General features: G+C 71.0%; 17 protein-coding genes and 5 tRNA genes. 15 read left to right on the top strand and 7 right to left on the bottom strand.

The features are described from left to right. Positions 1 to 60: 60 nt before the first annotated feature. Positions 61 to 3,993, bottom strand: coding sequence for an ATP-dependent RNA helicase HrpA (gene hrpA / locus OG766_RS16630; protein WP_328725673.1), 3,933 nt, complete (start codon positions 3,991 to 3,993; stop codon positions 61 to 63). Positions 3,994 to 4,276: 283 nt separating this feature from the next. Here hrpA and OG766_RS16625 point away from each other — a divergent pair, with 283 nt between their 5' ends. From OG766_RS16625 to OG766_RS16615, 3 genes are all read left to right on the top strand, one after another. After that, positions 4,277 to 4,708 carry a hypothetical protein gene (locus OG766_RS16625; protein ID WP_328725672.1) on the top strand — a complete coding sequence of 144 codons (432 nt, stop codon included), beginning with the start codon at positions 4,277 to 4,279 and terminating at the stop codon, positions 4,706 to 4,708. A 138-nt stretch (positions 4,709 to 4,846) separates the two neighbouring features. Next, positions 4,847 to 5,638, top strand: coding sequence for a DsbA family protein (locus OG766_RS16620; RefSeq protein WP_266379850.1), 792 nt, complete (start codon positions 4,847 to 4,849; stop codon positions 5,636 to 5,638). Beyond that, complete coding sequence (locus tag OG766_RS16615; RefSeq protein WP_328725671.1) at positions 5,635 to 6,462, top strand: cytochrome c biogenesis CcdA family protein; 828 nt, start codon at positions 5,635 to 5,637, stop codon at positions 6,460 to 6,462. Before OG766_RS16620 ends, OG766_RS16615 begins: the two co-directional genes overlap by 4 nt. 52 nt (positions 6,463 to 6,514) lie before the next feature. Here the strand turns inward: OG766_RS16615 and OG766_RS16610 are convergent, their stop codons facing one another. The 5 genes from OG766_RS16610 to OG766_RS16590 all read right to left on the bottom strand — a co-directional run bounded on the left by OG766_RS16610 (position 6,515) and on the right by OG766_RS16590 (position 10,699). After that, entirely contained in the window at positions 6,515 to 8,617 is a 2,103-nt protein-coding gene (locus tag OG766_RS16610; RefSeq protein ID WP_323137290.1) for a LamG domain-containing protein, read from the bottom strand. 157 nt (positions 8,618 to 8,774) lie between these two features. Then, positions 8,775 to 8,848: transfer RNA gene (locus tag OG766_RS16605), tRNA-Phe, on the bottom strand. A gap of 23 nt (positions 8,849 to 8,871) precedes the next feature. Then, a tRNA-Asp gene (locus OG766_RS16600) sits at positions 8,872 to 8,946 on the bottom strand. Between the two features lie 46 nt (positions 8,947 to 8,992). Further along, a tRNA-Glu gene (locus OG766_RS16595) sits at positions 8,993 to 9,065 on the bottom strand. A gap of 80 nt (positions 9,066 to 9,145) precedes the next feature. Continuing rightward, on the bottom strand, positions 9,146 to 10,699 hold the full coding sequence (locus OG766_RS16590; protein ID WP_266379844.1) for a metallophosphoesterase family protein: 1,554 nt from the start codon (positions 10,697 to 10,699) through the stop codon (positions 9,146 to 9,148). 71 nt (positions 10,700 to 10,770) lie between these two features. Between OG766_RS16590 and OG766_RS16585 the strand changes: the two genes are divergently transcribed. The 7 genes from OG766_RS16585 to OG766_RS16555 all read left to right on the top strand — a co-directional run bounded on the left by OG766_RS16585 (position 10,771) and on the right by OG766_RS16555 (position 18,039). Then, positions 10,771 to 11,121 (top strand): metallopeptidase family protein, encoded by a 351-nt coding sequence (locus OG766_RS16585; protein ID WP_266379841.1) that lies wholly within the window; start codon positions 10,771 to 10,773, stop codon positions 11,119 to 11,121. Positions 11,122 to 11,354: 233 nt separating this feature from the next. Continuing rightward, complete coding sequence (locus tag OG766_RS16580) at positions 11,355 to 11,762, top strand: fluoride efflux transporter FluC (RefSeq protein WP_266384198.1); 408 nt, start codon at positions 11,355 to 11,357, stop codon at positions 11,760 to 11,762. After that, positions 11,759 to 12,121, top strand: coding sequence for a fluoride efflux transporter FluC (locus tag OG766_RS16575; RefSeq protein WP_266379838.1), 363 nt, complete (start codon positions 11,759 to 11,761; stop codon positions 12,119 to 12,121). Before OG766_RS16580 ends, OG766_RS16575 begins: the two co-directional genes overlap by 4 nt. 172 nt (positions 12,122 to 12,293) lie before the next feature. Continuing rightward, positions 12,294 to 12,800: a hypothetical protein gene (locus tag OG766_RS16570; RefSeq protein WP_266379835.1), complete on the top strand. Its 507-nt coding sequence runs from the start codon at positions 12,294 to 12,296 to the stop codon at positions 12,798 to 12,800. 317 nt (positions 12,801 to 13,117) lie between these two features. Next, positions 13,118 to 15,379 carry a DEAD/DEAH box helicase gene (locus OG766_RS16565; protein WP_328725670.1) on the top strand — a complete coding sequence of 754 codons (2,262 nt, stop codon included), beginning with the start codon at positions 13,118 to 13,120 and terminating at the stop codon, positions 15,377 to 15,379. 295 nt (positions 15,380 to 15,674) lie between these two features. Next, complete coding sequence (locus OG766_RS16560; RefSeq protein ID WP_328725669.1) at positions 15,675 to 17,855, top strand: FG-GAP-like repeat-containing protein; 2,181 nt, start codon at positions 15,675 to 15,677, stop codon at positions 17,853 to 17,855. A gap of 111 nt (positions 17,856 to 17,966) precedes the next feature. Continuing rightward, a tRNA-Lys gene (locus tag OG766_RS16555) sits at positions 17,967 to 18,039 on the top strand. Between the two features lie 141 nt (positions 18,040 to 18,180). Here the strand turns inward: OG766_RS16555 and OG766_RS16550 are convergent. Further along, a complete protein-coding gene (locus tag OG766_RS16550) occupies positions 18,181 to 18,900 on the bottom strand; it encodes a TetR/AcrR family transcriptional regulator (protein WP_328725668.1) in 720 nt (239 codons plus the stop codon). Positions 18,901 to 18,966: 66 nt separating this feature from the next. On the opposite strand from OG766_RS16550, the gene OG766_RS16545 reads away from it, so the two are divergent. The 5 genes from OG766_RS16545 to OG766_RS16525 all read left to right on the top strand — a co-directional run bounded on the left by OG766_RS16545 (position 18,967) and on the right by OG766_RS16525 (position 22,331). Further along, positions 18,967 to 19,464, top strand: coding sequence for an FBP domain-containing protein (locus OG766_RS16545; RefSeq protein ID WP_328725667.1), 498 nt, complete (start codon positions 18,967 to 18,969; stop codon positions 19,462 to 19,464). Positions 19,465 to 19,542: 78 nt separating this feature from the next. Continuing rightward, positions 19,543 to 19,743 (top strand): DUF5988 family protein, encoded by a 201-nt coding sequence (locus tag OG766_RS16540; RefSeq protein ID WP_328725666.1) that lies wholly within the window; start codon positions 19,543 to 19,545, stop codon positions 19,741 to 19,743. 172 nt (positions 19,744 to 19,915) lie between these two features. Continuing rightward, positions 19,916 to 19,989, top strand: a tRNA-Met gene (locus OG766_RS16535). A gap of 181 nt (positions 19,990 to 20,170) precedes the next feature. Further along, on the top strand, positions 20,171 to 20,920 hold the full coding sequence (locus OG766_RS16530) for a MerR family transcriptional regulator (RefSeq protein ID WP_328725665.1): 750 nt from the start codon (positions 20,171 to 20,173) through the stop codon (positions 20,918 to 20,920). Between the two features lie 268 nt (positions 20,921 to 21,188). After that, positions 21,189 to 22,331, top strand: coding sequence for a PP2C family protein-serine/threonine phosphatase (locus tag OG766_RS16525; protein ID WP_328725664.1), 1,143 nt, complete (start codon positions 21,189 to 21,191; stop codon positions 22,329 to 22,331). The last annotated feature ends 221 nt before the right edge of the window (positions 22,332 to 22,552 follow it).

Raw genomic sequence — 22,552 nt, 5'->3', positions numbered from 1 at the left:
GAGAGAGACTGTACAGCAGGTCAGAGGGTCCGGTCGAACTCACTCAAGGCGACGGCCGCGTCACGGTGCCGCCGCGTCGATCGCCTTGACGATGCGCTTGTCGGAAACGGCGTACGCGGTGCCCAGAGCGTGGGCGAAGTAGCTCACCCGCAGTTCCTCGATCATCCAGCGGATGTCCAGGACCTCCTGCGGCACCGGCCGCCCCTTGGGCAGCTGTTCCAGCAGCCAGGCGTACTCGTCCTGCATCTCGTGGACCTTCGCCATCCGGGTCGTGTCGCGCTGGACGGCCGTCGGCATCTGCTGCAGCCGGCGGTCGACCGCGACCAGATAGCGCATCAGGTCGGGCAGCCTGCGCACCCCCGTGCGCGTCACGAAGCCGGCCGGCATCAGGGCCGTCAGCTGCTGCCGTACGTCCTGGACGTTGTTCATGAGGGCCAGGCTGTTCGTGGCCTTGAGCCGACGCTCGCAGGCCTGCCAGGCGGCGAGGATCTGTCCGACCTGGTCGACGGTCCGCACGGTCGCGTCCACGAGGTCCGCGCGGACCTTGTCGTACAGCTTCCGGAACGATTCCTCATCCCAGGCCGGCCCGCCGTGGTCGGCGATCAACCGGTCCGCGGCCGCCGTCGCGCAGTCGTCGAAGAGCGCCTGGATCGAGCCGTGCGGATTGCGGGACAGAGCGAGCTTCTGTTGGTTCGTCAGCCGCTCGGAGGCGAACTTCGCGGGGTTCACCGGGATGTTCAGCAGGATCAGCCGGCGCGTGCCGCGCCACATGGCCTGCATCTGCTCGGCCTCGGTGTCGAAGAGCCGTACGGAGACGGTCTCGCCGTCGTCCACGAGCGCGGGGTAGGCCTTGACGGGCTGGCCCGCGCGCCGGGTCTCGAAGACCTTCGTGAGCGTGCCGATCGTCCAGTCCTTCAGGCCCGTCCGCTCGATGGCGTCACCGCCCGAGCGCCCGGCCGTGGCCGCGGCGGCCTTGGACAGCGCCTGGCGGGCCTTGGGCTTCAGCTGGAGCCTCAGGGCCTCCAGGTCCTTGTCCTCGGCCAGGTTGCGGCGCCGCTCGTCGATGATCCGGAACGTTATCTTCAGATGGTCCGGGACCTTGGACAGGTCGAAGTCGTCACCCGTGACCGGGACGCCGACCATGCGCTGGAGCTCTCGAGCGAGCGTGACCGGCAGCGGCTCCTGCAGGGGCACGGCCCGCTCCAGGAACGCCTTCGCGTAGTTCGGCGCCGGCACGTAATGGCGGCGGATCGGCTTCGGCAGCGAGCGGATCAGCTCCGTGACGACCTCTTCGCGCAGGCCCGGGATCTGCCAGTCGAAGCCCTCGTCCCTGACCTGGTTCAGCACCTGGAGCGGGATGTGGACGGTCACGCCGTCCGCGTCCGCGCCCGGCTCGAACTGGTAGGTGACCGGGAACTTCAGCGGTCCCTGCCGCCACGAGTCCGGGTAGTCGTCCTTGGTGACCGCCCCGGCCTTCTCGTTGATGAGCATCTCGCGCTCGAAGTCGAGGAGGTCGGGCTCCTCACGGCGCTTGTGCTTCCACCAGGAGTCGAAGTGCGCCCCCGACACCACGTGCTCGGGCACCCGCTGGTCGTAGAAGTCGAACAGCGTCTCGTCGTCGACGAGGATGTCGCGGCGGCGGGCCCGGTGCTCCAGCTCCTCGACCTCGGTGAGCAGCTTGCGGTTGTCCGCGAAGAACTTGTGGTGCGTACGCCAGTCGCCCTCGACCAGCGCGTTGCGGATGAAGAGCTCGCGGCTCGCCTCCGGGTCGATGCGGCCGTAGTTCACCTTGCGCTGGGCGATGATCGGCACGCCGTACAGCGTGACCTTCTCGTACGCCATCACCGCCGCCTGGTCCTTCTCCCAGTGCGGCTCGCTGTAGGTGCGCTTGACCAGGTGCTCCGCGAGCGGCTCGATCCACTCGGGCTCGATCTTCGCGTTGACCCGCGCCCACAGCCGGGACGTCTCGACCAGCTCGGCGGACATGACGAAGCGCGGCGGCTTCTTGAACAGCGCGGAGCCGGGGAAGACCGCGAACTTGGCGCTGCGGGCGCCCAGGTACTCGTTCTTCGTGCCTTCCTTCACGTCCTTCATCCCGATGTGGGAGAGGAGGCCGGCGAGGAGCGAGACGTGGACGGACTGCTCGGCCGCGTCCTGCTCGTTCGGATGGATGCCCATCTGCTTGGCGACCGTGCGCAGCTGCGCGTAGATGTCCTGCCATTCGCGAATGCGCAGGAAGTTCAGGTACTCCTGCTTGCACATCCGGCGGAAGCTGGAGGAGCCGCGCTCCTTCTGCTGCTCGCGGATGTACCGCCAGAGGTTGAGGAAGGCGAGGAAGTCGCTCGTCTCGTCCTTGAAGCGGGCGTGCTGCTGATCGGCCTGCGCCTGCTTCTCGGCGGGACGCTCGCGCGGGTCCTGGATCGAGAGGGCGGCGGCGATCACCATGACCTCGCGGACGCAGCCGTTCTTCTCGGCCTCGATGACCATCCGGGCCAGACGCGGGTCGACGGGCAGCTGCGCGAGCTTGCGGCCCAGCTGCGTCAGCCGTTTCCTCGGATCCTTCTGCGCGGGGTCCAGCGCGTGCAGCTCCTGCAGGAGCTGCACACCGTCGCGGATGTTGCGGTGGTCCGGCGGGTCGATGAAGGGGAACTTCTCGATGTCGCCGAGCCCGGCCGCGGTCATCTGGAGGATGACGGACGCCAGGTTCGTACGGAGGATCTCCGCGTCGGTGAACTCCGGGCGGGCCTCGAAGTCGTCCTCGGAGTAGAGGCGGATGCAGATGCCGTCGGACGTACGGCCGCAGCGGCCCTTGCGCTGGTTGGCGCTGGCTTGGCTGATGGCCTCGATCGGGAGGCGCTGGACCTTGGTGCGGTGGCTGTAGCGGGAGATACGTGCGGTGCCCGGATCGATGACGTACTTGATGCCGGGGACCGTCAGCGACGTCTCGGCGACGTTCGTCGCGAGGACGATCCGGCGGCCGGAGTGCGCCTGGAAGACGCGGTGCTGCTCGGCGTGCGAGAGCCGGGCGTAGAGGGGGAGGACCTCGGTGCCGCGGAGGTTCTTCTTGATGAGCGCGTCCGCGGTGTCGCGGATCTCGCGCTCGCCGGAGAGGAAGACCAGGATGTCGCCCGGTCCTTCGGACTGGAGCTCGTCGACGGCGTCGCAGATGGCGGTGATCTGGTCGCGGTCGGAATCGTCGCCGTCCTCTTCGAGGAGGGGCCGGTAACGGACCTCCACCGGATACGTACGGCCGGAGACCTCCACGATGGGCGCGTCGCCGAAGTGCCGGGAGAAGCGCTCGGGGTCGATGGTCGCGGAGGTGATCACGACCTTGAGGTCCGGCCGCTTCGGCAGCAGCTGGGCCAGATACCCGAGCAGGAAGTCGATGTTGAGGGACCGCTCGTGGGCCTCGTCGATGATGATCGTGTCGTACGCGCGCAGCTCGCGGTCCGTCTGGATCTCCGCGAGGAGGATGCCGTCCGTCATGAGTTTGACGAAGGTCGCGTCCGGGTTCACCTGGTCGGTGAAGCGGACCTTCCAGCCGACCGCCTCGCCGAGCGGGGTGCGCAGCTCCTCCGCCACTCGCTCGGCGACGGTCCGTGCGGCGATCCTGCGCGGCTGGGTGTGCCCGATCATGCCGCGTACGCCGCGGCCGAGCTCCATACAGATCTTGGGGATCTGCGTCGTCTTGCCGGAGCCGGTCTCACCCGCGACGATCACGACCTGGTGGTCCCGTATCGCCGCCAGGATGTCGTCCTTCTTCTGACTGACCGGCAGTTGTTCGGGGTACGTGATCCCGGGCAGGCGTGTCGCGCGCTCGGCGGTCCGGGCGGCGGCCTGCGCGGCCTCGGCCGCGATCTCGTCCAGCACGGCCTGCCGGGCCTCGGGCGTACGGATACGGCGGGTGCCCTCGAGGCGCCGCCCGAGCCGGTGCGCGTCGCGCAGCGAGATCTCGGCCAGCTGCTTCTGGAGATCGGCGAAGGAAGTAGACATACGGGATCCAGGATCGCACCCGTGCGAGCGGAGTGGCGAACCCATTTCCGGGTGGGTTTCCGGGGGCGGGGCGCGGGGGCCGCGGAGGGGGGCTCCGGGCGGTGCTTCGGGGCGGTGCTTCGGGGGTGGCGGTCCGCAGGCCCGTACGATTACGGGCACATCGATCAGCAGATCAAGCAGATCAAGCAGATCAACCAGATCAAGCGGATCGAGCAGATGACGCCGATCAAGCCGATGAAGCTGATCAAGCCGAACACGTCGGTCGACAGGAGAGCACCCGCCCATGCCCGGCCCCAGCAACAGGTGGCGCCGCGTCCTCGCGGTCGTGGCCGCGCTGACGGCGGTGCTGACCGGCGTGCTGCTCGGCACGGGGACGGGCGCCGCGGCGGACACCGGCCGGACGGTCGCGGTGACGGACTCCGTCGCGGTGGCGGCCCCGGCCGGGGCGGGCGTCCCGACCGCGGTGGCGGCCCCGGCCGATGGGCGACAGGCACCCGGCTGCGACGACGGCGCCGGTGACGACGGCGGGTTGAGTCCCGCCACTCCGCCGCGCGGGTCGTCCGCGTACGAACTCCCGCCGGCCCTGCAGACCTCCGCCCACGGTGCGTCCGGCTGCTGGGCCGTGCACGGTGCCGTGCTCGATCTCGCGCCGGGGCGCGCTCCGCCGCCGGTCGCGGCTCCGAGCCCGATAGATCTCTCCGTCCTGCGCGTATAGGCGCGGCACAGCCGAGCCCAGCCCTTCCCCTCGCGTCCCGGAGAGAACACAGCCATGCCCGCTGCCCGTCGTACCCGCCTTCCCAAGTCGCAGACCACGTCCACGTCCACGTCGCAGTCAAAGCGGCGGCCCCGTTCCATGAAGCCGTACGCGTTCGGCGCCGGAGTCGCCGCGGCCGCGGTCCTGCTCGGCGTCGTCTCGTACACCGCCACCAGGCCCGACGATTCCGCGGCCGGCGGGCGCACCGTCGCCGAGGAGTCCACGGACCCGCAGGCCGACGTGTACGCCGAGCTGGAGAAGCTCGCCCGGCGCGATGCCCGCGACCCGCTCGCGCTGGGCCGCGCGGACGCACCCGTCGTGATGATCGAGTACGCCGACTTCAAGTGCGGCTACTGCGGGAAGTTCGCCCGCGACACCGAGCCGGCGCTGGTGAAGAAGTACGTCGACAACGGCACCCTGCGCATCGAGTGGCGCAACTTCCCGATCTTCGGCGAGGAGTCGGAGGCGGCGGCGCGCGCGGCCTGGGCCGCGGGGCAGCAGGGCAGGTTCTGGCAGTTCCACGAGGCCGCGTACGCCGAGGGCGCGAAGGAGAAGGGCTTCGGCGAGCAGCGACTGAAGGAGCTCGCCGCCCAGGCGGGGGTCAAGGACCTGGACCGTTTCGTGCGCGACGCCGACGGGGAGGCGGCCCGCCAGGCCGTGGCGAAGGACCAGCAGGAGGGGTACGGGCTGGGCGCGACGTCCACGCCGTCGTTCCTGGTCAACGGCCGGCCGCTCGCCGGCGCCCAGCCGCAGCGGGCCTTCACCGACGCGATCGAGGCCGCGCGGAAGGCCGCGACGGAGAAGGCGGCAGGATCGACGCCTTCGGGACCGAAGCCGTCGGGACCGAAGCCGTCGGGATCGAAGTCTTCGGGACCGGCGGGCGGCAAGTGAGCGACATCGGATACCTGGCCGCCTTCCTCGGCGGCCTCCTCGCCCTGCTCAGTCCGTGCAGCGCCCTCCTGCTGCCGGCGTTCTTCGCGTACTCGATCGACACCGCGACCAGACTCATGGCGCGCACCGGCATCTTCTACGCCGGCCTCGCGACCACGCTGGTGCCGCTGGGCGCCGCCGGTTCGTTCGCCGGCCGGCTCTTCTACGGCCACCGGGAGCTGCTGGTCACCACCGGCGGCTGGATGATCATCGCGCTCGGCGTGGCGCAGCTCGCGGGCCTCGGCTTCGCCTCCCGAAGGCTCGCCGCGGTCGGCGGCCGTATCCGCCCCACGACGGCGGTCTCCGTCTACGCCCTCGGCCTGGTCTACGGCCTCGCGGGCTTCTGCGCGGGCCCGATCCTCGGCAGCGTCCTCACGGTCGCGGCCCTCAGCGGCAGCCCCGCCTACGGAGGACTCCTCCTCGCCGTCTACGCCCTCGGCATGGCGGTGCCGCTCTTCGTCCTCGCCCTCCTCTGGGAGCGCTACGAAATCTCCCGCCGCCGCTGGCTCCGCGGCCGGACCGTCCGCATCGCGGGCCGCTTCGAACTGCACACCACCTCGGCCCTGTCCGGCCTCTTCTTCATCGTCCTCGGCACCCTCTTCCTCGCCTTCGACGGCACCACGGCCCTCCCGGGCCTCCTGTCGGTCGACGACTCCTTCGCCGCGGAACAGTGGGCGTCCTCGGTGGGCCGCGCGATCCCCGACTGGGTACTGCTGACAACGGTGGTGGCGATCGCGGCGATCGTCCTCGCGGTACGGGGGTGGCGGGGCCGGGACCGGGCGTGAGCGGTCCGCTTCCGCTGTGGGGCCCGTCCGGAAGGACGGGCCCCACCGGTCATCAGCCGAACTGAACGACCTCGGTGGCGGTCAGGGCACCCGAGAACGAACGGATCTCGTCCACCGAACCATGCAGGTACTCGCTCCAGCCGTCACCGGCCGTGGCCCTGCCGACCTGAAGGCCGCCGCCGCTCTTCCACGCACTTCGGAAAGCGGCCGTCGAGCCGACGGTCGTGTGCCCGTCCAGGTAGAGCCGGATCTGGTCCGCCGCGTCGTCGTAGACGATCGCCAGCCGGTGTCCGGACCCTTCGCCGCCGTCCGGTGACGCGATCGAAGCCACCACGGTCTCCTGCGCGCCGGCCGTATCCGCGTGTGTCATGACGAGCTGCCAGCGGTACTCGGCGGGGACGTAGCGGAGTCGGAACGCGTCGGCCTGTTCTCCGCGCTGCGACAGGACGGTCATGGGGCCGGCCGGCTCACGGTCGGTGAGCCTCACCCGTACGGCGAGAGTGAAGCTGTCGCTGGTGTCGACAACGGGCTCCTCGGTGGCCGCGTACCCGTCCACGCCGTCCAGTTCGAGGTGCCCCTCGCCGTCCAGCGGCCAGGGCGCGGGGACGCACTCCGGATCCAGCAGATCGCACTCCTGCGACTGCGTGTAGATCGAGGCTCCACCGCCGAGTCGCAGCGCCTGCCCGCCGCTCTCCTCCTGGGAGACTCCGTCGGGGGCGGATTCGAGGGACCAGTGCCCTGTCTGCTGTGCGGCGCGGCGGGCGAGCCGGGTCAGTTCCTCGGGGACGACGACCCGGTCGTACGTCCGGACATCACCGATCTCGCCCTGCCAGCGGTCCCGGTAGCCGAGCTTGCCCTTGGCGCGCCCGATCTGCAGATTGCCGCTCGCGGTCGAAGGGGTGGCCTGCACGGCGGTGCCGGTCTCGGTCCCGTTGACGTACAGCCGCGCGGTGCCGGTCTCCGCGTCGTACAGCCCGAGGACGTACGCCCATTCGCCGGTCTCGGGAGCACTGCCGCTGACCTTCGCGTCGCCGATCTCGAACGACCAGACGGGCGCCGTGTCCGCCGTGCGCAGCCCCAGGGTGAAGCCCGGGGCCGTCGTCCCGGCGTCCTGGCTGACGGCGGTCATGTCCCGGTCGGTCCGCTCCGGGCGTACCCAGCCGCCCACGGCAAAGGTCTTCCCGGGTGTGACGGCGGGAACGTCCGGCGTCAGGAAGCCGTGCCCGGAGCCGTCCAGGCGGGCGGTGCTGGTGAGCCCGGTCCCGCTCGGCGCGGCGGCGCCGAAGGTGACGCCGGCCCCGGCCCGTGCGACGGGGCCGTTCTCGGCGGTGGCGCTCCGGGAGCCGGCCGGGTCGGCGAGCTTCCAGTGGGCCAAGGGGGCGCGACCCCTGTTCACGCCGAAGGAGTAGTACGTGGTGCCGCTGCGCCGACCGGACCGGTCCACCGCGTACACATCGAGCCGGTCCGGCCCGTACCGAAGAGGGAGGTGCCGGATCGTGACCGATCCCCCGGGCGTTTCCGGCTCCGCGGAACCGTACGGACCGCCCATGAAGCCGTACTCGTACCTCACGACGTCGTCGGACGGCGAGTCGACCGTGAAGCTGCCGTAGACACCTTCGCCGTCCGTCCAGGTGTCGGCCGGATAGTCGGTCGATGTCACCGTGGCCTTCTCGGGGCTCACTTTGTCGTGAATGAACTGACAGGGCGCCCCATTACCGTCGGAACTCCAGGGCGACCATGCCGTGCCGTCGAAGGCGCGGACCCGCCAGGAGATCAACGTGTCGGCCGGAATGTCCGCGGGCACCTGCCAACGGTGTGAGCTGCCCGAGCCCTGCTGGTACTCCGACGAGTAGGACCTGCGCTGTTCCTGCCCCTGCGGATCGGTCCACCACATCTCGAACTGCGCCGTGAGCCCCACGTACAGCGGCGGCACCGCGTCGGGGTCTCGGAGAACGGCCGTGAGTGCGGGCGGCTGGGCGACGTACAACCGGTTCTCGCCCGTGGCGCATCCCTCGTAGCCCGTCTTCAGCTCACTGATCAGCGGCTGCGACGGCGGCTGGTTCTCCGCCGCCACCGCCGCTCCCGGCGCCGTCATGACACCCAGCGCCGCGACGGCGATCACCGCCGTCGTTCTGCCTCGGAAGCGTCTTCCCAAGGTGTGTCCCCTCCCCTGTGACGCCCGCCCGGGCGGCGGGCCGCTGGAGCGTAGCAACGACCTCCGACACGGGCATGCCATTTCGGGGGTGGGCCCGGGGGGCGGATCCCGGGTACGACGAAGGCCCCGATCCAGAGGATCGGGGCCTTCGGTACGGTGGCTGGGGCCGGGGTCGAACCGGCGACCTTCCGCTTTTCAGGCGGACGCTCGTACCAACTGAGCTACCCAGCCACGCGACTCACGAAGAGTCGCAGCGGTCCTGACGGGATTTGAACCCGCGGCCTCCACCTTGACAGGGTGGCGAGCACTCCAAACTGCTCCACAGGACCAGAGGTGATGCATTGTGCGAGAGCAAGTCTCGCACACGGTTGTACGTGCCCCCAACGGGATTCGAACCCGTGCTACCGCCTTGAAAGGGCGGCGTCCTGGGCCACTAGACGATGAGGGCTAAGGGCCCGCCTGGGCGCTTCGCAGCGCGTCGGGGACGTGAGAAGCATATGGGATGCGGGGACCTATCGCCAAAACGGTTTACGAGGCGGGGGAGGGCAGGGTCGCCGGGGGCGTGGTGCGCTCGGCGTCGGGGCCCTGTGGTGGCGGCTCGGTGGCCAGGTGGCGGCTGACCTCGGCCGTGGTGAGGCCCAGGCCGCCCAGGGTGATCTCGTCCCAGGCCTGGAGGGTGCGGGTGCCCCGGTCGAGGTAGAGGACGGAGGCGCGGACCTTCTCCGGCTTCTCGTTCTCGACGGCGCGCAGTCCGCCGCCTCCCGTGGAGCCCTCGATCTTGAGGCGGGTGCCGAGCGGCAGGAGCTCGGTCTCGCGGTGGTGGACGTGGCCCGCGAGGACGAGCGGGACCTCGCCGTCGGTCTCACGGGCGGCGACGGGGTTGTGGGCGACCGCGATGTCGACGGGGGTGCCGGCACGGCTCTGGTCGCGGAGGGCGGAGGCGAGGCGGATCCCGGCCATGCGCTCGGCGGGGTCGCCCTGGGCAACCGTCGAGCGGTCCGGCGTGAACTGGGGGTCGCCCGTGCCCGCCACTCGCAGCCCGGCCACGGTGACCGCGCGGCCCTCGTCGAGGACGTGGACGTGCTTGAGGCGCTGGAGGTAGCGCTGGGTGACGATCGAGTCGTGGTTGCCGCGGACCCAGACGTACGGCGCGCCGAGATCCGGGATCGGGTCCAGGAAGGTGTTCTCGGCCGCGGTGCCGTGGTCCATGGTGTCGCCGGAGTCGATGATCACGTCGATGTCGTACTGCTCCACGAGCGAGCCGATGATGTGCCACGACGCCGGGTTGAGGTGGATGTCGGAGACGTGCAGGACCCGCATGGTGCCCGGGTCCGGCTGGTAGACGGGGAGCGTGGAGGTCGCCTCGTACAGCTTGGTGACGTTGGTGACGAGGCGCGCCAACTCCTTCTGGTAGACGTCGAACTCGGTGACGATCGAGCGCGCGTTGCCGACCACCGAGGGGGCGCTGCTGAGCAGGCCGGAGAACTTCGGCTCCAGGACCGACTGCGGGTTCCAGGTGGTGTACGCGCTGATGCCGGAGGCCGCCAGCAGGGTGAACGCGAGTCCGCCGGCGGCGAGGGCGCGGCGCGGGCGGCGGAAGACCGCGAGGCCCAGGGCGGTGGCGCCGGAGACGACGGCGACGCAGGAGCGCAGGGCCAGCTCGCGGGTGCCGGCCGCGACGTCCTGGGTGACCTCCTCCTGGAGGCCGGCGAGACGCTCGGGGTGTTCGACGAGGGCCTGGGAGCGGACCGGGTCGAGCTGGTCGATGTCGACGTCGAGGCGGATGGGTGCCGTGTGCGAATCGAGTTCGAGGGCGCCGAGCGGGGACACGTTGATCTTCGTGCCGCCGGAGAGGGAGGGGCGGAGCGTCATGCTGGTGTCCATGGGGCCGACCGGCGTACGGACGGACCCCACGATCAGCAGGCCGAGCCAAGCCCCCAGCAGGACGACGACGATCAGCCCGAGGGCGCGGCCGTACGGGTGGGGTGTGTGGACGAGGGTGCTGATGGGGCTTGTGTGGCGCGAGCGGTAGTGGCGCTTGAGGCGGGCGAGGCCGGCATGGAGCCGTTCACGAGCGGCCATTGGTCCCGTATGCCCATGTGCGCGGCAGGCTATGCCCGCCCGCCGGGGCGCATGTGCGTGACAATGGCCGGGTGCTGGAGATGACGCGCGAGGAGTTCGAGGAACTGGTCGCCGAGGCGCTGGACAGGATCCCGCCGGAGCTGACACGCCTGATGGACAATGTCGCCGTGTTCGTCGAGGACGAACCCGACCCGTCCGACCCCGAGCTGCTCGGGCTGTACGAGGGGACTCCGCTGACCGATCGCGGCGAGTGGTACGCGGGCGTGCTCCCGGACCGGATCACGATCTACCGGGGGCCGACGCTGCGGATGTGCGATTCCCGCGAGGACGTGGTCGAGGAGACCGAGATCACGGTCGTCCATGAGATCGCGCACCACTTCGGGATCGACGACGAGCGGCTGCACGCCCTGGGGTACGGATGAGTGAACACCCCGGTCCGGCCTCCCCCGAACCGAACCCGCACGATCCGCACTCCCGAGATCCGCACTCCCGAGATCCGCACTCCCGAGATCCGCACTCCCGCGATCGGAGTAAGCGCGATCCGCACTCCCGCGATCGGAGTAAGCGCGATCCGCACTCCCGCGATCGGAGTAAGCGCGATCCGCACTCCCGCGATCGGCGTCCGCAGGCGATCGATCCGGACGTCGACCTCCATGTGCCGGCCCAGCGGGCGGAAACCGCGGGTGCCGCGAAGTGGAAGGTCCTCGCGGCGGTTTCGGCGGGCGGGGTGATCGGGGCGACCGCGCGGTACGCGGTGTCCCTGGCCTGGCCGTCCGTTTGGGCCACGTTCGCCATCAACGTGCTCGGGTGTGCGCTCATCGGCGTCCTCATGGTGCTGGTGAGCGAGCGTCAGGTGGTCAGGCGGCCGCTCGCGCGGCCGTTCCTCGGCGTCGGGGTGCTCGGCGGATTCACCACCTTCTCGACGTACGCCCTGGACTTCGCCGGGCTGCTGGAGCGTCAGCAGAGCGGCGCCGCCCTCGCGTACGCCGCGGCCACGGTCGCGGGGGCGCTGGGCGCGGTGTGGCTGGGGGCGTCGGTGACCCGCAGGATGGTGGGTCCATGAACTGGGTCCTGGTGATCGTGGGAGCGGCGGTGGGCGCCCCGCTGCGCTATCTGATGGACCGTGAGGTGCAGCTGCGGCACGACTCGGTGTTCCCGTGGGGCACCTTCGTCGTGAACGCGTCGGGGAGCTTCGTGCTGGGGGTGCTGGCCGGAGCCTCGGTCGGCTCGGGGACGTACGCGCTGCTGGGCACCGGGCTGTGCGGGGCGCTGTCGACGTACTCGACCTTCTCGTACGAGACGCTCAGGCTGGCCGAGCGCGGCTGGGGCTTCCTGGCGGTGGCGAACGTGCTGGTGTCGCTGCTGGTCGGGCTGGGCGCGGTGGTGCTGGGGGCGGGCCTGACGGGAGGGCTGGAGGGCTAGCGGGCACGGAGCCGCCTCCCGGGGGGCGTGTCCCTTGCGGGGCAAAGGGAGTTGGGCAGGGAAACCCGTGTCCCGTGTCCCGGAGGTGCCGCCCGTGCGCCAGTTGTCCGCCCCAGGCCGTTGTGCCGTTTGGATCGCCTCCGCCCTGGCAGCCGCGGCCTCCGCCGGCTGCATGAGCGTGAGCGACGGCGCCGACGAGCCGGTGCCCGTGAAGTCCCCGCACCGCGGCACCGCGGCGGAACCGGACGGCGGAGGCGCCGCGCCCGGCGCAGCCGGTGGCCACGGCCGTACGGGCATGGGCGGAGCCGCGCCTTCCGAGGCGGGGGCCAGGAGCGGGAAGCCCAGCGGCACGGCGAGCCCGGGCGCCACCGTGGCGCCCCCGGCGACCCCGCCGAAGGGCGACGGCGGCCCGAAGCCGCTCGAGCCCCAGTGGCCCACGACGCCGGGCGATCCCACCTCGCCCACGGATCCCACTCCACCGGCCGAGCCGACGCCGCCCACGGACCCGAGCCCGCCCGGCCCGGACCCGGATCCGGACCCCAGCGAGCCGCCGACCGAGCCGCCGACCGCGTCACCGGCGGCCGATACGCAGATGGGCGCGATGCGGGAGGCCATCGACGACGAGGAGGACGAGCTGCGGATCGAGCCGGAAGCCTCGCCGCAGATGGGGCCTGAGTGACCGCCCGCCGGGTCACGGCGTAGGTACCGGGCGTCGGGCAGCCAACGGCTTTCGGGCAGCGAACGGCCTTCGGGAAGCCGAGGGGCTTCGAGGGGAGGCCGAGGAGTGTGACGAGCGACGCAGGGCGGCGGTTTGCCATCGGAGGGTGAGGGTGCGTATGGTGGTAGATCGTTTGATCCCATTTGCCCGGCGCCAGCAGAAGCGCGCCGCGTGTGGCGCGTACTCTCCCTTGCCGTGGCTGACCGCATTGAGGCGGTCGAATTGCGAATCACGGAGTTTGGGCGCGTGCCGAGACTCCGGAAGGTTTCGCATTTCGCATGTCCATTTCCAGTACTGACCGTGCCGTCCTGCCCGAGAACGACGAGAACATCGACGACGCGCAGAGCGTCGAGAACGTCGAGAACGTCGTCGAGGCCGAGGCGGCCGACACGGCCGACACCGAGGCCCCCAGCACCCCCGACGTGACCTTCGGCGACCTCGGTCTCCCCGAGGGCGTCGTCCGCAAGCTCGCCCAGAACGGTGTCACCGTCCCGTTCCCGATCCAGGCCGCGACCATCCCGGACGCCCTGGCCGGCAAGGACATCCTGGGCCGTGGCCGTACCGGCTCCGGCAAGACCCTCTCCTTCGGTCTGCCGACCCTGGCCACGCTGGCCGGCGGCCAGACCGAGAAGAAGAAGCCCCGCGCCGTCATCCTCACCCCGACCCGTGAGCTCGCGATGCAGGTCGCGGACGCCCTCCAGCCCTACGGCGACGTCCTCGGCCTGAAGATCAAGGTCGTCTGCGGCGGTACGTCCATGGGTAACCAGATCTACGCGCTCGAGCGCGGCGTCGACATCCTCGTCGCCACCCCGGGCCGACTGCGCGACATCATCAACCGTGGCGCCTGCTCCCTCGAGAACGTCCAGGTCGCGGTCCTCGACGAGGCCGACCAGATGTCCGACCTGGGCTTCCTGCCCGAGGTCACGGAGCTGCTCGACCAGGTGCCCGAGGGCGGCCAGCGCATGCTCTTCTCCGCCACCATGGAGAACGAGATCGGCACCCTGGTCAAGCGCTACCTGAACAACCCGGTCAGCCACGAGGTCGACAGCGCCCAGGGCAACGTCACGACCATGACCCACCACGTCCTCGTCGTGAAGCCGAAGGACAAGGCGCCGGTCACGGCCGCGATCGCCGCGCGCAAGGGTCGCACGATCATCTTCGTCCGTACGCAGCTGGGCGCCGACCGTATCGCCGAGCAGCTCGTCGACGCGGGCGTGAAGGCCGACGCGCTGCACGGCGGCATGACGCAGGGTGCCCGCACCCGCGTCCTCGCCGACTTCAAGGACGGTTACGTCAACGCGCTGGTGGCGACCGACGTCGCCGCCCGCGGTATCCACGTCGACGGCATCGACCTCGTCCTGAACGTGGACCCGGCCGGGGACCACAAGGACTACCTGCACCGTTCGGGCCGCACCGCCCGTGCCGGCCAGTCCGGCACGGTCGTCTCGCTGGCGCTCCCGCACCAGCGCCGCCAGATCTTCCGTCTGATGGAGGACGCGGGCGTCGACGCCTCGCGCCACATCGTCGGCGGTGCCGGCGCGTTCGACCCGGAGGTCGCCGAGATCACCGGCGCCCGTTCGCTGACCGAGGTCCAGGCCGACTCCGCGAACAACGCGGCCAAGCAGGCCGAGCGCGAGGTCGCCCAGCTCACCAAGGAGCTGGAGCGTGTCCAGCGCCGCGCCGCCGAGCTGCGCGAGGAGGCCGACCGTCTGGTCGCGCGTGCCGCGCGCGAGCGGGGCGAGGACCCGGAGGCCGCGGTCGCCGAGGTGACGGAGGCGGCCGAGGCCGAGGCCGTTGCGGCCGCCGTCGAGGCGGAGCCGGTACGGGAGGCCCGCGAGGAGCGTCCGGCGTACCGCGACGACCGGGGCAACTACGAGCGTCGCGACCGCGGTGGCGACCGTGGCGGTGACCGTGGCGGCTTCCAGCGCCGTGACGACCGCCGGGACAACGACCGTGGTGGTTTCCGCCGGGACAACGACCGTCCGTCCGGTGGCTTCCAGCGCCGCGACAACGACCGTCCCTCCGGTGGTTTCCAGCGCCGCGACAACGACCGTCCCTCGGGCGGCTTCCAGCGCCGCGACAACGACCGTCGTGACGACCGTGGCGGCTTCCGCCGCGACGACCGCCCGTCGGGCGGCTTCCGCCGGGACAACGACCGTCGTGACGACCGCCGGGACGGCGACCGTGGCGGCTTCCAGCGCCGTGACGACCGTCGCGACGACCGTGGTGGCCGTTCCTTCGAGCGCCGGGACAACGACCGTCCGTCCGGTGGTTTCCGCCGCGACAACGACCGTCCCTCGGGCGGCTTCCAGCGCCGCGACAACGACCGTGGCTTCGAGCGTCGCGACCACCGCGGTGGCAGCGACCGTCCGTTCAACCGCGACCGTCGTGACGACCGCCCCTCGGGCGGCGGCTTCCGCTCCGGCGGCCACGACCGTCCGTACGGCCGCCGCGACGACCACCGCGGTGGTGGCTCGAACTCCGGCTCCTTCGGAGGCGGCCGCCGCGACGACAAGCCGCGCTGGAAGCGCAACGGCTGACGTTTGACGCACCGAGCAGGGCCCGTACCCCACGAGGGGTACGGGCCCTGCCCCGTTGTCGGCGGCGTCTACGTGTAGATCGGCACCGGCTTCGCGACCAGACCCCAGTTCGAGGGCTCCACTCTGCTCGGCAACGGCTGGTGCCAGTTCAACCCTCACCGCGCCCGGAGACCTGACCGGTGACGGCCGGGCGGACGTACTGACGATCATTCAATCCTGTACAACCCGCAGCAGGTCCGGGCGGTCATAGCTTCCAGGACGACGATGGGACGTCGCGTTCACCAGGGGGCCGACCATGACAACCCGCACCTTCAGACGCACACCGCTCACGATCGGGACCGCCGTCGCACTGGCCGCCGGCGGTCTCGGTCTCTCCCCGCTGACCGCGGCCGCCACGCCCGGGTCGGCGCGCGCCGCCGACGACGAGGTCGTCATCACGCTCGGCACCCGCGACGGCCGCCCGGCCAGGCCGGAGGGGATCGCCCTCGGCGGCGGCAAGCTCAGCGTCACGGCCTGGATCGACCCGGAGCAGTGGCGGGGGCTGTACGAGTACGACCTCGCCGCCGCCGGCACGCCCACGCCCGGCCCGCAGCGGCTGGCCGAGCCCCACTTCTGGGTGCAGTGGCCGTGCGGGCCGGGAGCCGGGGAGTTGTGCGACGGCTTCGAGTCCCGGCTGTGGGCGCTCGGGGACGGCCGGGTCGCCTACAACGTGCCGATCGGCGTGGGCCAGGAGGCGGCCGGCGGTCGCGTACCGCAGAGCGAGGTCTCCCTGGGCTGGTGGGAGGCGCCGGACCTGGTCGCCGGGGCGGCGGGACCGTACGTCGTCGTCAACAACACCAGGCAGGGCAAGCAGCTCATCGGGTCGTTCGACGAGGCGGACCGCAATCCGTCCGGCGAGCCCCTGGGGCTCGTCCACACACGCTCCATCACCGCGTCCGCCGTGTGGGGGGACAAGCTCTGGAAGCCGGGGACGCGCGTCGGCACGGTCAACTCGTACGACCTGCGGACGAAGGTGAACTCGCCGGACCTCGTGCTCGGTTCCGGCTGCCGGCCGGACGAGCTGCAGGCCGTGGGCCGCTGGCTGTACTGGCGCTGCACCGACGCGAACAAGTCCGGCGTCTGGGACCACACCACCGGTCGCGGCATCCCGGTGCCGGTGGTGCAACGCGCCCAGATCGGTGACGGATTCCTCGTCTGGAAGGACCCCGACCCGACGAAGCTGCGGCTGCTCGACTTCCACCGGGGCGGCGGACAGCCCACGTCCGAGCAGGTCGTCGACGCCGGGCAGTACGTGTGGGACTGGACGGTCGACAAGTACGGCGGCCACCTCGCGTACACCGACGAGGCCGGCCGCATCCACATCAAGCCGGTGACCGTGCCGCGCTCCCCGATGGTGCTCCTGGACGCGCGTACGGACGCGACGCTCGACCTGCGCAAGGAGTCGGCGCGCTGGTCGGGCCACTGGCGCCTCAGCCGGCCCGCCGGCTCCTGGAAGCTGACCCTCAAGGACGCGTACGGGAAGGTCGCGAGGGTGCTCTCCGGCACGGAGCGGGACGGCGCCGCGATACGGATCAGCTGGGACGGGCGCAGGGACGACGGCCGCACGGCGGCGAGCGGCCCGTACACCTGGGCCCTCACCGCGGACGCCGGCGACGGCACGGGCACGGGCACGCGGAGCCTCGGCTCCGGCTCGATGCGGCTGACCGGCGGCGCGTCGGCGTTCCGGGACGCCAACGGGGACGGGCTCGGCGAGTACTACGCGATGACGACGGCGGGGAAGCTGTCCGCGCACCGCATCGGCGCGACCGGCTACTGGGCGACCGGTCCCTGGAACCTGGCGACGCGGTTCGTCCCGATGGGCGACCTCGACGGCGACGGCTGTGAGGACATGGTGCTCCGCACCGTGGACGGCAGGCTGTGGCGCATCGGCGGCCGGTGCGAGGGGGTGTACTTCCCGTCCGGCCAGGCCTCCACGCATACGCTCATCGGCACCGGCTGGAACAGCATGGACGCCCTCGTCGCGCCCGGCGACCTGACCGGCGACGGCCGCCCCGACCTGCTGGCCCGCAACGCCGCCACGGGCAAGCTCTACCTGTACCGCTCCAACGCCCGCGCGGGCCTTGACCCGGGCGTCGTCATCGGCACCGGCTGGAAGGGCTACCGCCTGATCGGCGCGGGCGACATCGACCGCGACGGCCACGCCGACCTCCTGGCCCGCGACCCGGCGGGCGAGCTGTGGCGCTACGGCGGCACCGGAACGGGCACGCTGAAGCCCCGCGCGCTGGTCTTCAGGGACTGGGGCGCCGGTCGCACCGACATTCTCGGCGTCGGGGACATCTCCGGCGACGGCCTCCCGGACCTCCTCTCGCGCGACGCGAACGGCAAACTGCTCCGCAACAAGGGCGACGGCAAGGGGTCGTTCGGCGCGACGACGACACTCGCCACGGGCTGGCAGTACTACCGCACACTCTTCTGACCGGCCACGCTCCCCGTTCCCGGCCCGCTTTCCGCCTGCGACGACGCCCGGCAACCGATACCCGATCGGATGCCGGGCGTCGTGCGGCTATGCTCGGGGATGACTCGCCGAGGGCCGTTAGCTCAATTGGCAGAGCAGCGGACTTTTAATCCGTTGGTTGTGGGTTCGAGTCCCACACGGCCTACCTCCCAGTGCCCGGCCGGCCCCAGGTCCGGCCGGGCACTGACGCGTCATGGCAGACATGTGCGACCGGAAGGCCAACCCCCGTTCCGGGGCGTCGGCGACGGGTCTGCGCGGGTCCATGTCCTGTGGCCGAGCAGCAAGTTCATGGAGCCGGGGGAGCCGGGGGAGCCGGGGGAGCCGGTGGGGCCGGGGGAGCCGGTGAGTCCGGTGGCAGCGGCTGGTCGTGGTCGCCGGGGGACGCGCGCGGCCAGTTCCGCAGCAGGTGGTCGAGTGCCTCGATGGCGCGCTCCCAGGATGCCTGTACGTCGCGTTCCGCGCGGAAGCCGCCGTTCGCCTCCAGGCTGCTGTAGCCGTGGAAGGTGCTGCGCAGCAGGCGTACGGCGTCGGTCAGGTCCGGTTCGGGGAGGTCGTAGGCGCGCATCATGGCGTAGGTGGCGTCGATGATGCGGCGCGGGCCGGCGGCGAGGTCCGGCGATGCGTCGATGAGGGATGCGTCGAGGAGGGACGGGTCGAGCCGGCTCTGGGTCGCCGCGTAGCGCCCCGGGTGGTCCAGGGCGAACGTCCGGTACGCCTCGGCGAAGGCGGTCAGGGCGTCCTTGCCGGCCCGGCCCGCCACGGCGGAGGTGATGCGGTCGGCGAAGTCCCGGGTGGCGAGGAGGGCGACCCGGGTCCGCAGGTCCGACAGGTTCCTCACGTGCGAGTAGAGGCTGGCGTCCCTGACGCCGAAGTGCCGGGCGAGCGCGGAGACCGTGACGCCGTCGAACCCCACCTCGTCCGAAAGGTCGGCTGCCGCACGCACCACGCGCTCGGTGTTGAGTCCGGCGCGGCCGTGAGTGCGGGTACGGGCATCAGCAGGGGGCATGCACACCCTTCCTAGGGGAATTATTCGTTTGCCTAGGGATCCTAGGCAAACGTAGCGTCCCGCGTCATGAAGGCACTCACCGAGTCCGCCGTCCGCGCGTCGTTCATCAACTGCTCGAAGGGTGAGGCCAAGCGTCTCGCCGTCCCTCGCGACCTCGACGCGCGGCCCTGGGACGACCTGGACTTCCTCGGGTGGCGCGACCCCGGCGCCCCCGACCGCAGCTATCTCGTCGCCGAGCGGGACGACGGCCCGGCCGTCGGGATCGCGCTGCGCTTTCCCTCCCGGCAGCGGGGATATCTGCATCGCAGCATGTGTTCCCTGTGTCTGACCACCCACCCGGGAGACGGCGTCTCCCTGATGACGGCCCGCAAGACGGGCCAGGCCGGCCGGGAGGGCAACTCGGTCGGGCTGTACATGTGCACCGACCTCGCCTGCTCCCTCTACGTACGGGGGATCAAGACCCCGGTTCCCGGCGGCCGCCTCCAGGAGTCGCTCACGGTGGAGCAGCAGGCCGAACGCACCCGGGACCATCTCTTCGGCTTCCTGGACAAGCTCTCCGGATGAGCCGAACGGGTGCGCCAGGTGTGCTCCCGGTGCGCTCCGGGCGTGCGGGGAGGTCGCCTGAGTGGGAAAACTGGAGGTATGACTACCAAGGCACGCCTGGAGGGCGGGCCGGACGATCTGCAGGGGCAGATCGTCCCGATCACCCCTCCGGGACAGGAGCTGAAGATTCCCCACCGTGGCGGTTACGAGCACTTCAAGGCCACGACCCGGCACGAGGACAGCGCGGAGGGGCGGCTGACCGTGTACGAGTGGTGGGAGCGGACCGAAGTCGCCGAGTAGTCGCGGGCAGGGACGTACGTGGTGGGCCGATCGAGGGCCTGCTGAGGGCTCGCTTCAGCCTGCTTGGGCCCGCTTCGGAATGCTCTGGCCTGCAGTTTTCCGCGTTCTGAGGGGCCCGGCGGGAAAAGTGGAGTGGATCTTGCTCCGGATGGCGTAAGGTTGTGTTCACCGACGCGGGGTGGAGCAGCTCGGTAGCTCGCTGGGCTCATAACCCAGAGGTCGCAGGTTCAAATCCTGTCCCCGCTACTGAAGGCCGATGGCCCGGGACCACATGGTCCCGGGTCATCGGTGTTTTCCCGGTTCTCCAGGCTTCCGTGGTGCTTTCCCGGCTTCCGGCGCGGTGCTCTCCCGTCGCCCGCGTTCCGGTGGCCGTCTCCGTCCGCCCGGCCTTGACCTTTACGCAACGTCAAGATTTAGCGTGAGGGCCATGGAGTGGTCCATCCAGGAAATCGCCAAGAAGGCCGGTACGACGAGCCGCACGCTCAGGCACTACGGCGAACTCGGCCTGCTCGCACCCAGCCGCGTCGGCGGCAACGGTTACCGCTACTACGACCAGGACGCCCTGATCCGGCTGCAGCGGATTCTGCTGCTGCGCGAGCTGGGTCTCGGGCTGCCGGCGATCGCGCAGGCCCTGGAGGGGCAGCGGGACACGGCCGCCGCCCTGCGTGCCCATCTGGGGCTGCTGGAGCAGGAGCGGGAGCGCATCGGGCGACAGATCGCCTCGGTGCGGACCACTCTCGACCGCACGGAGAAGGGAGAGGAACTCATGGCGGAAGAAGTCTTCGACGGCTTCGACCACACCCGGTACGAGGAGGAGGTCACCCAGCGCTGGGGCCGCGAGGCGTACGAGAAGGGCGACCGCTGGTGGCGCTCGCTGAGCGCGCAGGAGAAGAAGGCGTTCCAGGACCGTCAGCTCGCGATCGCCCGCGATTTCGGCCAGGCTCTGAAGGACGGGCTCGCGCCGGACAGCGACGAGGTTCAGGCGATCGCGCAGCGGCACTGCGAGTGGCTGTCGGTGACGGCCGCACCGACCAGGTCGTACGTCATCGGGCTCGGTGAGATGTACGTCGCCGATCCGCGCTTCACGGCGAACTACGACCGGCACGGGGACGGAACGGCGGTCTTCGTCCGCGATGCGATCACGATGTACGCGGAGCGCAACCTCAGCGACGACTGAGGCGCGCCACGTGTGGTGGTGTCACCAGGAGGGCCCCCTGGTGGCGTCGGCACGGCCGGACAGCCCGCCGACAGCACGGACAGCGGCATTGGCCACAACGGCGTGGCACAACGGCACGGCACAACGGCACGGCCAGGGGCAAAATGGCACAGCCGCCGGCCCGCTGGTCCGGTTGGCCGATGGCGATTCGTCGTGCGGTGCGGTTACGGCCAGCCTGGAGAGGGCGCGGTACCGTCCGCAGCCGGGCGGACCTGGCAGGAGACCACTGGTGGGGCAACGAGAACGCGACGAACGACCGCGGCGCAACGGTGGCCGCAGGGTCGTCGGAGCGTTGCCGGTGCTGCTGATCGTGACCGGGGTCTTCTTCGATCTGGGCACCCCGGAGTCGTTCACCGCCTCGCCCCTCTTCGCCGCGGCGCCGCTGGTCGCCGCTCCCTTCTTCTCCGCCCTCTACACGCTGCTCACGGGCGTCGCCTCCGTCGCGACGGTGGCAGGACTCCACGCGTACAACAGCAGGACCAGCGAGATCCCGGCCGTGACGGAGCTGCTGACCGTGTTCACGGTCTCCGTGCTGGCCCTCTTCATCAATCAGGTCGTACGCCGCAGCGGCGAGCGCCTCGCGTCGGCGCGGGTCATCGCGGAGGCCGCGCAGCGCGCCGTTCTGCCCACGCCGGACGAACGGATCGGCGGGCTGCTGGTCGCGGCGCGGTACGAGGCGGCGCAGCGGGACGCCTTCATCGGGGGAGACCTGTATGCCGTGCAGGAGACTCCCCACGGGGTGCGGCTGGTCGTCGGCGACGTACGAGGGAAGGGACTGGACGCGGTCGAGGCGGTGGCCGTGGTGCTCGGGGCGTTCCGGGAGGCCGCAGAGCAGGAGTCCTCGCTGGAGGGTGTCGCCCAGCGGCTGGAGCGGGCGCTGGCGCGTGCGGGCACGGGGCGCTCCGGGTTCGACGCGTTCGAGGGTTTCACCACCGCGGTGCTCGCGGAGATCCCGCACGGGAGCGGCCTGGTCAGGATGGTCAACCGGGGTCATCCGCCGCCGCTGCTGCTGGGCGCGGACGGTGGGCTGGACGTGCTGGAGCCGCCCGAGCGCGCCCTGCCGCTCGGCATGGGCGATCTGGACGCGTGGCCGGACCGGGCGTACGAGACCCCCTACCTGCCCGGCGCCACGCTCCTCCTCTATACGGACGGACTGTCGGAGGCGCGTGACAAGCAGGGTGCCTTCTACGATCCGCGCACACGGCTGAGCGGCCGGATCTTTCCCGGGCCGGAGGAGCTGCTGGACGCGGTCGTCGAGGACGTACGGCGGCATACGCGCGGCAGGTCGACGGATGACATGGCGCTGCTCGCGGTCGGGCGGCCGGGGGAGCGCCAGCCGGAGCGGCGCAGGACGATGCCCGTCGTCCCGTGACCCCTGCGGTGGAGGGGGCGCCACGGACCGTGATCGAAGGACACCGCTCCGCATAACATTTGATAGACCGTCAGGAAAGTGGAGTGGATCGAGGGTTGGTCAACTTGCCCGATTCGATCCTCTTGTTGCTGGTAAGTCCAGGCCAACGTCGTTAACGATCAGTGGGAACAGCTTGGAATCCGACCTCGGTGTCTATTAACGTTCGATAACGCAGCGCGGTC

It is taken from the genome of Streptomyces sp. NBC_00259 (assembly GCF_036181745.1).
Lineage (GTDB): Bacteria > Actinomycetota > Actinomycetes > Streptomycetales > Streptomycetaceae > Streptomyces > Streptomyces pratisoli.
Note: the sequence above shows the minus strand (reverse complement) of the source record. Positions and strands in the feature narration are given on the sequence as shown.

Excerpts from the sequence above, each read along its gene's own strand:
- hrpA (WP_328725673.1), bottom strand. The coding sequence starts at position 3,993 with ATGTCTACTTCCTTCGCCGATCTCCAGAAGCAGCTGGCCGAGATCTCG.
- OG766_RS16625 (WP_328725672.1), top strand. The coding sequence starts at position 4,277 with ATGCCCGGCCCCAGCAACAGGTGGCGCCGCGTCCTCGCGGTCGTGGCC.
- OG766_RS16620 (WP_266379850.1), top strand. The coding sequence starts at position 4,847 with ATGAAGCCGTACGCGTTCGGCGCCGGAGTCGCCGCGGCCGCGGTCCTG.
- OG766_RS16590 (WP_266379844.1), bottom strand. The coding sequence starts at position 10,699 with ATGGCCGCTCGTGAACGGCTCCATGCCGGCCTCGCCCGCCTCAAGCGC.
- OG766_RS16575 (WP_266379838.1), top strand. The coding sequence starts at position 11,759 with ATGAACTGGGTCCTGGTGATCGTGGGAGCGGCGGTGGGCGCCCCGCTG.
- OG766_RS16570 (WP_266379835.1), top strand. The coding sequence starts at position 12,294 with ATGAGCGTGAGCGACGGCGCCGACGAGCCGGTGCCCGTGAAGTCCCCG.
- OG766_RS16565 (WP_328725670.1), top strand. The coding sequence starts at position 13,118 with ATGTCCATTTCCAGTACTGACCGTGCCGTCCTGCCCGAGAACGACGAG.
- OG766_RS16560 (WP_328725669.1), top strand. The coding sequence starts at position 15,675 with ATGACAACCCGCACCTTCAGACGCACACCGCTCACGATCGGGACCGCC.
- OG766_RS16550 (WP_328725668.1), bottom strand. The coding sequence starts at position 18,900 with ATGCCCCCTGCTGATGCCCGTACCCGCACTCACGGCCGCGCCGGACTC.
- OG766_RS16545 (WP_328725667.1), top strand. The coding sequence starts at position 18,967 with ATGAAGGCACTCACCGAGTCCGCCGTCCGCGCGTCGTTCATCAACTGC.
- OG766_RS16540 (WP_328725666.1), top strand. The coding sequence starts at position 19,543 with ATGACTACCAAGGCACGCCTGGAGGGCGGGCCGGACGATCTGCAGGGG.
- OG766_RS16530 (WP_328725665.1), top strand. The coding sequence starts at position 20,171 with ATGGAGTGGTCCATCCAGGAAATCGCCAAGAAGGCCGGTACGACGAGC.